At 71.2% G+C, this 13,897-nt stretch carries 10 protein-coding genes; 7 read left to right on the top strand and 3 right to left on the bottom strand.

Annotated elements, in window-relative coordinates:
• Position 1: 1 nt before the first annotated feature.
• Positions 2-1,621: a BTAD domain-containing putative transcriptional regulator gene (locus LPA41_RS24260; protein WP_229073060.1), complete on the bottom strand. Its 1,620-nt coding sequence runs from the start codon at positions 1,619-1,621 to the stop codon at positions 2-4.
• Positions 1,622-1,765: 144 nt separating this feature from the next.
• On the opposite strand from LPA41_RS24260, the gene LPA41_RS24255 reads away from it, so the two are divergent.
• A complete protein-coding gene (locus LPA41_RS24255; RefSeq protein WP_229073059.1) occupies positions 1,766-2,611 on the top strand; it encodes a hypothetical protein in 846 nt (281 codons plus the stop codon).
• 12 nt (positions 2,612-2,623) lie between these two features.
• On the opposite strand, the gene LPA41_RS24250 is transcribed toward LPA41_RS24255, so the two are convergent.
• On the bottom strand, positions 2,624-3,706 hold the full coding sequence (locus LPA41_RS24250) for a LacI family DNA-binding transcriptional regulator (protein ID WP_229073058.1): 1,083 nt from the start codon (positions 3,704-3,706) through the stop codon (positions 2,624-2,626).
• Between the two features lie 202 nt (positions 3,707-3,908).
• Between LPA41_RS24250 and LPA41_RS24245 the strand changes: the two genes are divergently transcribed.
• Both LPA41_RS24245 and LPA41_RS24240 read left to right on the top strand, forming a co-directional pair.
• Entirely contained in the window at positions 3,909-4,967 is a 1,059-nt protein-coding gene (locus LPA41_RS24245; protein WP_229073057.1) for a lactonase family protein, read from the top strand.
• A 248-nt stretch (positions 4,968-5,215) separates the two neighbouring features.
• Positions 5,216-6,925: a substrate-binding domain-containing protein gene (locus tag LPA41_RS24240; RefSeq protein ID WP_229073056.1), complete on the top strand. Its 1,710-nt coding sequence runs from the start codon at positions 5,216-5,218 to the stop codon at positions 6,923-6,925.
• An 82-nt stretch (positions 6,926-7,007) separates the two neighbouring features.
• On the opposite strand, the gene LPA41_RS24235 is transcribed toward LPA41_RS24240, so the two are convergent.
• Positions 7,008-8,135: an ROK family transcriptional regulator gene (locus LPA41_RS24235; RefSeq protein WP_229073055.1), complete on the bottom strand. Its 1,128-nt coding sequence runs from the start codon at positions 8,133-8,135 to the stop codon at positions 7,008-7,010.
• A gap of 73 nt (positions 8,136-8,208) precedes the next feature.
• Here LPA41_RS24235 and xylA point away from each other — a divergent pair, with 73 nt between their 5' ends.
• The 4 genes from xylA to LPA41_RS24215 all read left to right on the top strand — a co-directional run bounded on the left by xylA (position 8,209) and on the right by LPA41_RS24215 (position 13,882).
• Complete coding sequence (gene xylA, locus LPA41_RS24230; protein WP_229073054.1) at positions 8,209-9,393, top strand: xylose isomerase; 1,185 nt, start codon at positions 8,209-8,211, stop codon at positions 9,391-9,393.
• A 2-nt stretch (positions 9,394-9,395) separates the two neighbouring features.
• Entirely contained in the window at positions 9,396-10,796 is a 1,401-nt protein-coding gene (gene xylB, locus LPA41_RS24225; RefSeq protein ID WP_229073053.1) for a xylulokinase, read from the top strand.
• 180 nt (positions 10,797-10,976) lie between these two features.
• A complete protein-coding gene (locus LPA41_RS24220) occupies positions 10,977-12,410 on the top strand; it encodes a pectinesterase family protein (RefSeq protein WP_229073052.1) in 1,434 nt (477 codons plus the stop codon).
• A gap of 8 nt (positions 12,411-12,418) precedes the next feature.
• Complete coding sequence (locus tag LPA41_RS24215) at positions 12,419-13,882, top strand: RICIN domain-containing protein (RefSeq protein ID WP_229073051.1); 1,464 nt, start codon at positions 12,419-12,421, stop codon at positions 13,880-13,882.
• Positions 13,883-13,897 lie beyond the last annotated feature (15 nt).

The following is a 13,897-nucleotide window of genomic DNA, read 5'->3' as shown; positions in this document are numbered from 1 at the left end:
ATCAGCCCGGGGCGACGCAGATCAGCCAGCGCTCGATCCGCTTGACCGTCGCGGGCGGCAGCAGGCCCCGGGTCATCAGGTCGGCGGGTGTGGCGAACGGGCCACGCTGGTACCGGTCGTGCACGATGCGCTGTGCCGCGGCCGGGCCGACACCGGCGAGCCGGGCGATCTCCTGGACCGGGGCGTGGTTGAGGTCGAGCAGGCCGCCGTCGTCGAAGGGCCGCAGCAGGTCGGGCCGGCCGATACCGGCCTGCCGGGCGCCGGCCGGGTCGGCGGCGGCGAACTGGCGGGCCAGTTCGCGCCGGGCCCGGGCTGCCCGGCTGTCGGCGGTGTGTGAGGCGAGGATGGCGCCGTGCACGGCGGCGGTGACCGAGAGGGCCAGCGCGAGCGTCAGTCCGGCTCCTTCGGCCGAGCTCAGCTGGGTGCTGTCCAGCGGACTCGGGTCGATCGCGAGCAGGACGACCACCACCAGGAAACCGGCGAAGTAGGCGATCGCCGCGATCAGCTCGTGGCGGGTCCGCCGTTGCGCGGCCGCCCACGCGAACCAGATCCAGCTGCCGAAGGTGCAGACGACGATCGGCAGCAGCGCGGCGGCGGCCACCTCGACCCAGTGCGTCCCTTGCCGGGGCTGGACCGGCACCAGCACCGGCCGATCCGGCGAGACGCCGGGCGCGGGAAAGCCGGGCGCGGGAAGCCCGGGGGCGGGAAGCCCGGGGGCGGGAAAGGCGGGCGGCGGGAACGCGGGCGGCGGCTCCGGGACGGGGGCGGGCGGTGACACGGCCATCGGTACGACGGTGACCTGCGGTGTCACGTCGCGACCGGCCCACGGGTCGACCGCCTCGGTGTAGACGGCTTCGTCGCGCAGGATCCGCTGGTGGGCCCGGAGCATCAGTTCGCCCGGTTCCGCGCCGAGCTGGTCCAGGAAGTACTCCCGGGCGTCGCGGAACACGGCGAGCGCCTCGGCCTGCCGCCCACTGCGCTGCAACGCGACCATCAGGTGGGCGCGCAGCGCCTCGCGCAGCGGGAACTGTTCCACCAGCCGGCCCAGCTCGGACAGCAGGCCGCTGTCGACGCCCCGGTCGAGTTCGGTCTCCGCCCACATCTCCCAGGCGCTGGCGTGCTCCTCGGTGAGGCGGTTCCGGGCGGCCTCGAAGATCGGGCCGGTCAGCCCGCTGAGCGCTTCGCCGTGCCACAGGTCGAGGGCGGCACGTGCGGTGGCGGCGGCACGGGCGGGGTGCCCGGCCCGGCGTTCGGCGTCGGCGCGGGCCAGCCGGGCCTGGAAGTCGTCGGCGTCGAGGGTGGTGCGGCGCAGCACGTACCCGCCGTCGGTGAAGGTGAGCAGCTCGCCGGGGGTGCGCGGGGACCGGTCGGGTTCGAGCACCCGGCGCAGCCCGGCCACGTACTTCTGCACCACGTTGGGGCCGTTCTCCGGCGGATCGTCGCCCCAGACCGCGTCCACGATCCGGTGCGTCGGCACCGGCCTGCCCGGGCTCAGCAGCAGGATCGCGAGGACGGCGCGCTGTTTCGCCGGGCCGAGGTCGACTCGCTCCGTGCCGCGGAACGCTCGCACGGGCCCGAGGATCTCGAACCGCAGCGGAACGGCAGCAGGGCCGTCAGTCACCCCGTCATCCCCCTGTGAGCAGCGCTTTTCCGTCACGGCAGCGGGACGGCAGTCGTCGGCAGCATATCCGCAGCGCATCGGCAGTCATGACGTGGAGGCTTCCGGACGTCAGACGACAGCGAACCCGTAGAGAAAGAGACAGCCATGACGATCGTCCGCCGCCTCGCCGCCGCCGGAACCCTGCTGATCGCGGGCACGGCACTCACCGCGTGCGGCGCGGCCGAGAACACCGCTGGGCCGGCCACCGCTGGGCCGGCCACCGCTGGGCCGGCCACCGCTGGGCCGGCCACCGCTGGGCCGGCCGCCAAGCCGGTCAGCGCGATTCTGCTCGACGCGGTGCCGGGTGCGGACGCCCCGGTGTACCGCTACACGATCAAGGGCGGCGCGCAGCCGGTCGCCGGTGTGATCGATCCCGCGAACAAGGCGCTCGTCAGCGGCGTGGAGCAGAAGGTCCCGGACACCCCGATCACCCTGTCGATGCGCTTCCTGGTGGTGGGGGACGGGATCTGGGCGAAGATCGCCTTCAAGGGGCCGACGGCCGGCTCGGGCCTGCCGAAGCTGCCGAAGAAGTGGATGACCCTGGACCGGGCGAAGCTCGCCGGCACCGACGTCGCCGACCTGGAGTACGCCGACGCCGAGAACGACCCCGGCTATGTCGCCGCGCTGGTGGAGCACGCCGACGGACTGGCCGGGACGGCGCCGGGCCGGTTCACCGGCACCACCGACCTGAGTGACTCGGCGGAGTCCGGGATCGTCGAGCCGGCCACGCTCACCGCGCTCGGCGCGAAGGCGAAGAAGTTGCCCCTCGAGGTCACCGTGGACGACGCGGGCCGGATCACCCGGGCCGCGGTACGGATTCCGGCCGCCGGCAAGGCGAAGGCGAGCACCTACACGGTCACCTACGACGAGTACGGCACCGCGGACCCGCTGACCGCGCCGGCCGACGCGGTCAAGGCGCCCGCCGTCGTCTACGACCTGCTCAAGGGCTGAGAACCGACCGGCTCAAGGCCGGCTGAGGGCGGGTGGATCGGCCGGGGGATCGGCGGGTGGATCGGCTGGCGGCGCGGGTCGGACGGGGGTCCGCGGCGCCGGCCCGGTGCTGTCACGCACCACCAGCGAGGTCGGCAGGAGCACGTGCCGGACCGGACCGTCCGGCCCGGTCCGGGCCCGGCGGATGGCCTCGGTCAGCGCGGCCGCCGCCACCCGGCCCTTCTCCTCCACGTCCTGCCGCACGGTGGTGAGCGGCGGTTGCATCCGCGCCGCCACCGGGCCGTCGTCGAACCCGATGACGGACAGGTCCTCCGGCACCCGCAGGCCGAGGTCCGCGGCGGCCTGGCGGACACCGGCCGCGGTGGTGTCCGAGTAGCACAGGAACGCGGTGGGCCGATCCGCTGCGGACAGCAACGCGCGCGCGTCCCGGCGTACACCCTCGGTCTGCTCCAGGGGGTGCCGGATGAACACCGGCTCGACCCCCAGCGGGTCGAGGACGTCCGACCAGCCGCGCTGCCGCTCGCGGGCCGCGTGCCCCTCCAGCAGCGCGGACGCTATCGCGAACCGGCGGTGGCCGAGGTCGGCGAGATGCTGTGCCGCGGCCCGGGCGCCCTCCCGGTCGGCGATGTTCACGCAGGGCACATCGTCCGCCGGGTCCTGGTCGACGAAGACCATCGGCAGGTGGCGCCGCCGCAGCCAGGCGACCGCCGGCGAGGCGGGGTCGCAGGAGTAGACGACCGCGCCGTCGATCGCGACGTCCCGGGCCGGCACCACGTCGCCGGTGCCGGAGGAGGTCAGCAGGGTGATGGCGAGCCCGGTGGGGGCCAGCTCGGTGGCGATGGCGCCGAGGAAGCCGCCGGCGACCTGGTCGGTGAAGGCGTAGCGCAGGGAGTCGGTGAGCAGGACACCGACCGCGCCGGTGGTGCCTGTGGCCAGGGCGCGGGCGGTCGGGTCGGGGCCGGCGTAACCGAGGTCCTGCGCGGCGGCGAGGATCCGCTCGCGCAGGGCGGGGGACAGCTGGTCGGGGCGGGAGAACGCGTTGGAGACCGTCATCCGGCTGACGCCGACCCGGTCCGCGATGGTCTGCAGCGTCACCCTGGGCACCCGGTCACCGTTCCTTCCGCTGCCCGCACGGTACCTCCGCGAGCTGGGACCGCCTTCAGCCGGACGGTGGCGGAGGGCGGTCCCAGCTTCTCGCGGAGGAAAGATCTGTACCGGTACAGTAACCGCCGTGTTCTGTACCGGTCAAGATGGTGGCTGCGCGTGCGGAATGTGGGAGATGTGGTGGGATCGTGGCATGGGCTCGAGCGCTGAATACGTCTTCGTCGGCTGTTACACCGGTGACAAGGGGGGCGAGGGCGACGGCATCACGCTGGCACGCCGCGATCCGTCCACCGGTGATCTGACCCGGCTCGGGCTGGCCGCCCGTACGCCGTCCCCGTCCTTCCTCGCGCAGCACCCCACCCTCCCGGTGCTCTACGCGGTGAACGAACTGGACCAGGGCACGATCAGCGCCTTCGCGGTCGCGCCGGACTGCTCGCTCACCCCGCTGGTCACCCACCCCACGGGTGGCTCCGACCCGTGCCACCTCGCGGTCACCGCGGACGGCCGGCACCTGCTGGCCGCGAACTACGGCAGTGGATCGGTGGCGGTCTTCCCGCTGGACGGCGAGGGTGTCCCGGCCGGGCGCAGTGACCTGCTCCTGCTCCAGGGTTCCGGCCCGAACACGGAGCGTCAGGCTTCGGCGCACGCCCATCAGGTCGTCCCGGACCCGAACGGCGCCGAGGTTCTCATCTCCGACCTCGGCTCGGACCGGGTGTGGCGGTCCCGGCTGGACCCGGTCTCCGGCCGGCTCTCCCTGCCGGACACGGCGGTGCGGGCGCGGCCCGGCACCGGGCCGCGGCACCTGGCCCGCGCGGCGGGTGGTGCGTTGCTGCTGGCCGGTGAGCTGGCCGGCGATCTGAGCTGGTACCGCCCGGCCGGTGGCCCGGTGCTGGACCATGCCGGTGCGACGGCGGCGAGCCTGTCGTCCGGTCAGGTCTTCCCGTCCGAGGTCGCCATCCGCCGGGACGGCAGGTTCGTCTATGTCGCGAACCGCGGCCCGGACACTGTCTCGGCGTTCTCCTGGGACGGCGAGACGGCCACGCTGATCGCCGAGGTGCCCACCGGAGGGGAGTGGCCGCGCCACATGATCTTGCTTGGGGATCACCTCTACGTAGCCAATGAGCGTTCACACAACGTGACCATTTTCCGCATCGATCCGGACACCGGAATTCCCGGAGTTCAAGGAGAACCGACCGGTGAGCCCAGCCCGACCTGCCTGCTCCGCTGGAATCCGCCGGTGATCAGGCCATAGGCGAGATCGGTCACGCCGGTACGTCTGTGATCTTTACGTCGATATCCGGCGCCTCGGGGCCAAAAGTCGATACTGATCGACACGGCGTGACTACTCTGTGTGTCCCCTAGATCGGGAAGCACCAATCTGAGTAATTTTCGTCCGAACGTATATGGCATTCAGCTTCAGACATCAGCACTATGGAGCGCGTGTCTGGCCGCCATCGTAGAAACTTCAACGCAAAGGGAGCGGGCGTCGTCGGAGGTGCGATGGCGATAGTCGTCGTAATTGCGGGGACGTGGCTCGGCTATCAGCAGTTGTCGGACTCGGGTTGCACCGGTTCCGTGCGACTGACGGTCGCCGCCGCCCCGGAGATCACGCCTGCCGTGCAGCGGGTCGCCCAGCAATGGACGACCGCCGGCGCCGAGGTGGGGGGCACGTGTGTCGCGGTCGACGTGACCGACGAGCTCCCCGCCGACATCGCCGGCGCGGTCTCCCGGGAGCATGACGTCGCCCTTGCCGGTCTGGGCACCGCGCCGGAGACCGTTCAGGTCCCCGACGTGTGGATCCCCGACTCGTCGACCTGGCTGCTGCGCCTGCAGAGCGAGGCCTCCGGCTTCAAGCCCACCAACGTCGCCTCCATCGCGCAGAGCCCCGTGGTGCTCGCGATGCCCGAGCCGGTCGCCAAGAACTTCGGCTGGCCGGAGAAGAAGATGAGCTGGGAGGCCCTGCTCGGTCAATTCGGCACGGAGAACGCGCTCCAGGTCGGCATCGTCGACCCGACCCGGGACGCCTCCGGGCTGAGCAGCCTGCTCGCGATCGGCGCGATGGCGGGCAACGGCAACAAGCAGCAAGCGCTGCTGAAGAAAACACAGGCCCTGACCGCCCTCGCCGAGAACGACTCGTCGCTCCGCGACGAACTGCTCGCCCAGTTCCCGAAGTCCGGCGACGCCAACGACCTGGGCAACAGCCTCCAGGCCGCGCCGCTGTCCGAGGAGGACGTGGTGGCGTACAACGCCCAGCGTCCCGCGGTGCAGCTCAGCGCGCTCTACCTGGATCCCGCCCCGGTGCCGCTCGACTACCCGTACTCGATCATGCCGCAGGTGGTGGAGAGCGAGAAGGCGGCCGCCGCCACGGCGCTGCTGGCCCAGCTCACCGGGGCAAGCGCCAAGGACGCGCTGGCCGGTTCCGGTCTGCGTGCCCCGGACGGCACCTACGGCGCCGGGTTCCAGGCGCCGGTCGGTGCGCCCGCCGCGTCGCCCGCGGTGAAGACCTCGGGCGGCTCCAGTGAGGGCGGCTCGGCCGGTTCCGGGATCTCCGGCGGCGTACTCAGTCAGGCCGTCGGCAGCTGGATCGCCACCACGCTGCCCGGCCGGGTGCTCGCCGTCTTCGACGTCTCCGGCTCGATGGAGAAGCCCGTGCCCACCGCCGGCAACCAGTCCCGGGCCACGGTGACCCAGGAGGCGGCGCGCGGCGGTCTCGCGCTCTTCAACAACAAGTGGGCGGTCGGCGTCTGGCGGTTCTCCACCAAACTGGACGGCTCGCTGCCGTACAAGGAGCTCGTCCCGATCACCCCGCTCACCAACGGCCGGCAGAAGCTCCAGGAGTCGATCGACGACCTGGACCCGGTTCCGCTGGGTGACACCGGGCTCTACGACACGGTCCTCGCGGCGTACAAGAAGGTGCAGGAGAAGTGGGCGCCGGGCCGGAGCAACTCGGTGATCCTCTTCACGGACGGCGAGAACCAGAACCCGGACGGCCTCAACGAGGACCAGTTGCTCGCCGAGCTGAAGAAGGTACAGGACCCGCGCCGGCCGGTCCGGCTCGTGCTGATCGGTATCGGTAACGAGGTCAACGAGAACGAGCTGAAGACGATCTCCAAGGCGGTCAAGGGGAGCGGCGTCTTCATCGCCGAGGACCCGGCCCGCATCAGCGACATCTTCCTCGAGGCGATCGGTACGCGTACCGGCGCCAGCTGATCGATCCACCGCGAATCGGCCGCCGTCCCCTCAGGGGCGGCGGCCGATGGCGTTACCGGCTGGAACGTGGCGAAGCCCGCGGTCAGCGGCGCAGCCACGCCGCCGGGTCGTCGCGGACCGCCCGGATGACGGTGTCCGCCGCACCGCGCATCGCGGCGTCCGGCCCGAGCGTGGCCGGCCGGAGCACGACCGGCGCCATCCCGGAGGTCAGCACCCGGCGGGCCAGCTCCTCCTCGATGCCGGGGCGCAGAGTGGCGAAGAGCGGGGCGTAGGCGCCGCCCAGCACGATCACCGGTACGTCGAGCAGGTTCACCACCGCGGACAGGGCGATGCCGAGCGCCGCCGCGGCCAGCGGCTCGTCGCCGGCCAGGGCCTCCTGCCCGGCGTACTGCTCCAGGCAGCCCCGCGCCCCGCACCGGCAGGGCCGGCCGTCCGGGAAGACCGTGACGTGCCCGATCTCGCCGCTCCACCCGCGCACGCCCCGGTAGAGCTCGCCGCCGAGCACCAGGCCCGCGCCGATGCCGACCTCGCCGGAGACGTAGAGGAAGGTGGGGTCGCCGCCAGTGACCCGTAGCTCGCCGAGTGCCGCCAGGTTCGCCTCGTTGTCGACCGTGATCGGCAGGTCGGCCAGCTCCGGGACGGCCCCCAGCAGGGCCGGCGCGTCCACGTCCTGCCAGCCCAGGTTGGGGGCGACCCGGACGAGTCCGTCGTCGGCGACCAGGCCGGGCACGGCGAGGGCGGCACCGGCGACGATGAGGCCGTCGGCCTCGGCGGCGAGCCGGGCCCGGGCGGCGAGGCGGCCCAGCATGGTGAGCGCCTGCCCGGGGTCGGCGGGGCGCTGGTCGGCGTGCTCGGCGAAGCGCTGCCGGACGGTGCCGGTGAGGTCGACGACGCAGGCCGCGAGGTAGTCGACGTTGATTTCGAGGCCGAGGCCGGCCGGGCCGGCCGCGCTGACCGCCAGGCCCACCGCGGGGCGGCCCGCCCCGGTCCGCGGTGGTGGCTCGACCTCGGTGAGCAGGCCACCGGCGACGAGGTCGTCGACGAGCGCGGAGACGGTGGCCCGGGTCAACCCGGTGATGGCGGCGACGGCAGCCCGAGATGGCCGATCTGTGCTGTTTGCCACGGTGTGCAGGACAAGCGCGAGATTATGGGCTCGCACGCTCGACTGCCGGACGGGGGCACTGGAGGGAGAGGTCAGGCGGGCCGGCACGTCTTGACAATGCCATACCGGCGTCAAATAATTCAACCAATAAACAAATCCACCGCGTTTCCCGGAGGTAACCGTGTCGGTCCAGGCCACACGCGATGACAAGTTCTCCTTCGGTCTCTGGACCGTCGGCTGGCAGGCTCGTGACGCGTTCGGTGACGCCACCCGCGAGGCCCTCGACCCCGTCGAGGCCGTGCACAAGCTCGCCGAGATCGGTGCCTACGGCATCACGTTCCACGACGACGACCTGGTGCCCTTCGGCGCGGACGCCGCGACCCGCGACGGCATCATCGCCGGCTTCAAGAAGGCTCTCGACGAGACCGGTCTCATCGTCCCGATGGTGACCACCAACCTGTTCACCCACCCGGTGTTCAAGGACGGCGGCTTCACCAGCAACGACCGCAGCGTCCGGCGTTATGCGCTGCGCAAGGTGATGCGGCAGATGGACCTCGGTGCCGAGCTGGGCGCCAAGACCCTCGTGCTCTGGGGCGGCCGCGAGGGTGCCGAGTACGACTCGGCCAAGGATGTGGGCGCCGCCCTCGACCGCTACCGCGAGGCCCTCAACCTGCTCGCGCAGTACTCCGAGGACCGCGGCTACGGCCTGCGTTTCGCGATCGAGCCGAAGCCGAACGAGCCCCGCGGCGACATCCTGCTCCCGACCGCCGGCCACGCCATCGCGTTCGTGCAGGAGCTGGAGCGCCCCGAGCTGTTCGGCATCAACCCGGAGACGGGCCACGAGCAGATGTCGAACCTCAACTTCACCCAGGGCATCGCCCAGGCGCTCTGGCACAAGAAGCTGTTCCACATCGACCTGAACGGTCAGCACGGCCCCAAGTTCGACCAGGACCTGGTCTTCGGCCACGGTGACCTGCTCAACGCGTTCTCCCTGGTCGACCTGCTGGAGAACGGCCCCGACGGCGGCCCGGCCTACGACGGCCCGCGCCACTTCGACTACAAGCCGTCGCGCACCGAGGACTACGACGGTGTCTGGGAGTCGGCCAAGGCCAACATCCGGATGTACCTGCTGCTCAAGGAGCGGGCCAAGGCGTTCCGCGCCGACCCGGAGGTGCAGGCCGCGCTCGCCGAGTCCAAGGTCGCCGAGCTCCGTGAGCCCACCCTCAACAGCGGCGAGGGCTACGCCGAGCTGCTCGCCGACCGCAGCGCCTTCGAGGACTACGACGCGGACGCGGTGGGCGCCAAGGGCTACGGCTTCGTGAAGCTCAACCAGCTCGCCATCGACCACCTGCTCGGGGCCCGCTGACCATGGCTTTGGTAGCCGGGATCGACAGCTCGACCCAGTCCTGCAAGGTCGTGATCCGCGACGCCGAGACCGGCGCGCTGGTCCGGCAGGGCCGGGCGAGCCATCCGGACGGCACCGAGGTGCATCCGGACGCCTGGTGGGCCGCTCTGCGGACCGCGATCGAGGAGGCCGGCGGTCTGGACGACGTCGCCGCCGCCTCGGTCGCCGGTCAGCAGCACGGCATGGTCGCGCTGGACGAGAACGGTGAGGTGGTCCGCCCGGCGCTGCTGTGGAACGACACACGCAGCGCCGGCGCGGCCGCCGACCTGATCTCCGAGCTCGGTGGCGGCGACAAGTGGGCGGATGCGGTCGGCATCGTGCCGGTCGCCAGCTTCACGCTCACCAAGCTGCGCTGGCTGGCCCGCAACGAGCCGGCCAACGCGGCGCGGGTGGCCGCGGTCTGCCTGCCGCACGACTGGCTGACCTGGAAGCTGTCCGGTTCCACGGACATCGCCGACATCAAGACCGATCGCAGCGACGCCAGTGGCACCCTCTACTGGTCGGCCAAGACCAACGAGTACCGGCACGACCTGCTGGAACTCGGTTTCGGCCGGCGGATCGGCGTCCCCGAGGTGCTGGGTCCGACAGGCCTCGCGGGCCGGCTGCCCAACGGCGCGCCGCTGGGACCGGGCGCCGGTGACAACGCGGCGGCTGCCCTCGGCACCGGCGCGCTCCCCGGTGACGTGATCGTCTCGATCGGCACATCCGGCACGGTCTTCGTCTCCTCGGACGTCGCGCCGGTCGACCCGACCGGCACGGTGGCCGGTTTCGCCGACACCACCGGGCGGTTCCTGCCGATCGTGGTGACGCTCAACGCGGCCCGGGTGCTCGACGCGGCCGCGAAGCTGCTCGGCGTCGATCACGACGAGCTGTCCCGGCTCGCGCTCACCGCTCCGGCGGGCGCGGACGGGCTGGTCCTGGTGCCGTACCTGGAGGGGGAGCGGACCCCGAACCGGCCGGACGCCACCGGCGCGATCCACGGGCTCACGCTCAAGACCTCGGACCCGGCGCACCTGGCCCGGGCCGCCGTCGAGGGGATGCTCTGCGCCCTCGCCGACGGGCTGGACGCCCTCGTCGCCCACGGTGCCGAGGCCAACCGGATCGTCCTGGTCGGCGGTGGCGCCCGCAGCGAGGCGGTCCGCCGCATCGCCCCCGCGCTGTTCGGCAAGCCGGTCCTGGTGCCGCCGCCCGGTGAATACGTCGCCGACGGTGCAGCCCGGCAGGCCGCGTGGGTCGCCCTGGGCGGGGACGCCGCGCCGGCCTGGTCGGCGGCCACCCCCGAGGTGTACGAGGACAAGCCCGTCCCGTTGATCCGCGAGCAGTACGCGGCAGCCCAGCACGCGGTGCTCGACCGAGCCCGCTGACGGGCGTCCGCGCGTACCACTGCTGTTCTCTCCCGCCCTCCCCGCCGCACCCACCGTGTGGCCGGGGAGGGCGGGAGATTTTTTTCGGTTTTCTGTTGTCCCCGCCCTGCCACCGCATCTACCTGCACGGAACCTCCGGCTGTCCCCGGCCGGCATCCCCGCATGTAGGAAGGACCCGCAGTGGCAGAGAGACGATCTCGCAAGCGCACGCTGCTCGGCGCCGCGGCCGCGCTGCTCGTGCCCGCCGCCCTGATCGGCTGGGCCGTGCTGCCCTCGAACGCCGCGGCTGCCCCGGCCGCCGGTGTGACGTATCAGTTGGTGGTGAAGAAGAGCGGCAAGTGTGTCGATGTGCCTGCCGCGTCGAAGGACAACGGCGCCCTGCTCCAGCAGTGGGGCTGTACCGCGAACGCGGGCTGGCAGCAGTTCACGCTTGTGGCGTCGGGCAGCAATTTCTTGATCAAGAACGTCGGCAGCGGCAAGTGTGTCGACGTGCCGGGTGGTTCGAAGGCCTCGGGTCAGCGCCTGCAGCAGTGGGGCTGTGCCGGTTCGCAGACCAATCAGCAGTGGAAGGTGGTGGCCTCCGGCACCGGCACCTTCCAGATCGTCAACGTGAACAGCGGCCTGTGTGTCTCGGACCAGGGAGCGTCGACCGCGAACGGCGCGTCGATCATCCAGGAGACCTGCACGGCGAACTCGAACAAGCAGTGGGCGTTCACCCCGGTCACCGGCGGCCCGGTCACCGGCGGATTCACGGTCGCCGCCGACGGCACCGGCACCTACCGGACCGTGCAGGCCGCGATCGACGCGGTCCCGGCGAACAACACGAGCCGCCGGACCATCACCATCAAGCCGGGCACCTACCGGGAGATCGTGACCGTCCCGTCGAACAAGCCGTTCGTCTCGCTCCGGGGCGGCGGTGACTCGGCCGACGACGTGGTGATCGTGAACAACCGAAGCAACGCCGGCGGTTACGGCACCTCCGGCAGCGCGACCTTCTTCGCCAACGGCAAGGACCTGATCGCGAGCAACCTGACGATCGCCAACGACTACGGCGAGGGCAGCCAGGCGGTGGCCGCGAACCTGGGCGGCGACAGGCTGGTCCTCGACAACGTCCGGTTCCTCGGCGCGCAGGACACGCTGCTGGTCAACAGCGGGCGCTCGTACATCAAGAACTCCTACGTCGAAGGCACCGTCGACTTCATCTTCGGCGGCGGCACCGCGGTGTTCGACGCGACCAGGATCCACCAGAAGCGCAGCAGCGGCGGCCCGATCACGGCGGCGCGGACCGACCCGGCCAACCCGTACGGCTTCCTGATCCACCGGTCCACGGTGACCGGCGCGACGAACAACACGACCCAGCTCGGCCGCCCGTGGGGCCCGGCCGCGCAGGTGCTGTTCCGCGAGACCACCCTGAGCGCGACCGTCCGGACCGCCCAGCCGTGGACCGACATGTCCGCGAACTCATGGCAGAAAGCCCGGTTCTTCGAGTACGCGAACACCGGCGCGGGCGCCACCACGAACAGCAACCGGCCGCAGATGAGCGCGTCGGCCGCTGCCAACCACACCCCGCAGAAGTACCTCGCGGGCTCGGACAACTGGAACCCGGTGGGTTGATCATGAAGATGTCGAAGAAGCGTGCCGTCCTCGCGGCCGTCGTGACGGCCGTCCCGGCCGCCCTGATCGGCTGGGCCGTGCTGCCGTCGGACGCGGCCGCCGTTCCCACGGCCGGCACCACCTACACGCTGGCCGTGAAGAAGAGCGGCAAGTGCATCGACGTGCCAGCCGCGTCGAAGGACAACGGCGCCCCGCTCCAGCAGTGGGGCTGTACCGCGAACGCGGGCTGGCAGCAGTTCACGCTTGTGGCGTCGGGCAGCAATTTCTTGATCAAGAACGTCGGCAGTGGCAAGTGTGTCGACGTGCCGGGTGGTTCGAAGACTTCGGGTCAGCGCCTGCAGCAGTGGGGCTGTGCCGGTTCGCAGACCAATCAGCAGTGGAAGGTGGTGGCCTCCGGTGCCGGCACCTTCCAGATCGTCAACGTGAACAGCGGCCTGTGTGTCTCGGACCAGGGTGCCTCGACCGCGAACGGCGCGTCGATCATCCAGGAGACCTGCACGGCGAACTCGAACAAGCAGTGGGCGTTCACCCCGGTCACCGGCTCCGCGACGCCGGCGCCGACGTCGAGCGGGCGCACCTGGCCGTCGACTCCGGACGGCTTCGCCGCGACCGGTGGCGGCACCACCGGCGGCGCGGCCGGCGCCACGGTCACCGTGCGGAACCTGGCAGACCTGACCCGGTACGTCACCGCCACCGAGCCCTACGTGATCAAGGTGGCCGGCGCCATCACGATCACTCCGAAGGGCACCGAACTCAAGGTCAAGTCGAACAAGACGATCGTCGGCGCCGGCACCAGCGGGGAGATCGTCGGCGGCGGGTTCTTCCTCGGCGCCGGGGTCCGCAACGTCATCATCCGGAACCTCACCATCCGGGACACCCAGATGACCGAGGACGACCCGGACGACAAGGACTTCGACTACGACGGCATCCAGATGGACACCGCCGACCACATCTGGATCGACCACAACCGGATCACGCGGATGAACGACGGCATGATCGACAGCCGGAAGGACACCACGTACCTCACCGTGTCCTGGAACGTGCTCGACACCGGCAACAAGGCCTTCGGCATCGGCTGGACCGAGAACCTCACGGCCCGGATGACGATCCACCACAACTGGATCAGGAACACCAGCCAGCGGAACCCGAGCACCGACAACGTGGCGTACGCCCACCTCTACAACAACCACATGCAGAACATCACGTCGTACGGGAACCTGTCGCGCGGCGGCACCAGGATGGTCCTGGAGAACAGTTACTTCGACAACGTCGCGAACCCGTACTACAACGACACGGCGGCCGCCCAGCTCAAGCAGAGCGGCAGCATCGTCAAGAACTCCAGCGGCAAGCAGCAGACGAACGGTTCCGCCTTCGATCCGAAGAGCTTCTACGCGTACACCCTGGACCCGGCGGCGGACGTCCCCGCGCTGCTGGCCAAGTACGCCGGTCCGCAGGCGAACATCGGCAACTGATCCGGCAACAGGGTT

Origin of the sequence: Actinoplanes sp. DH11, assembly GCF_020873875.1 — a bacterium.
Classification (GTDB): domain Bacteria; phylum Actinomycetota; class Actinomycetes; order Mycobacteriales; family Micromonosporaceae; genus Actinoplanes.
The sequence above is the reverse complement of the archived record's forward strand: the minus strand, read 5'-3'. Positions and strand labels throughout refer to the sequence as shown.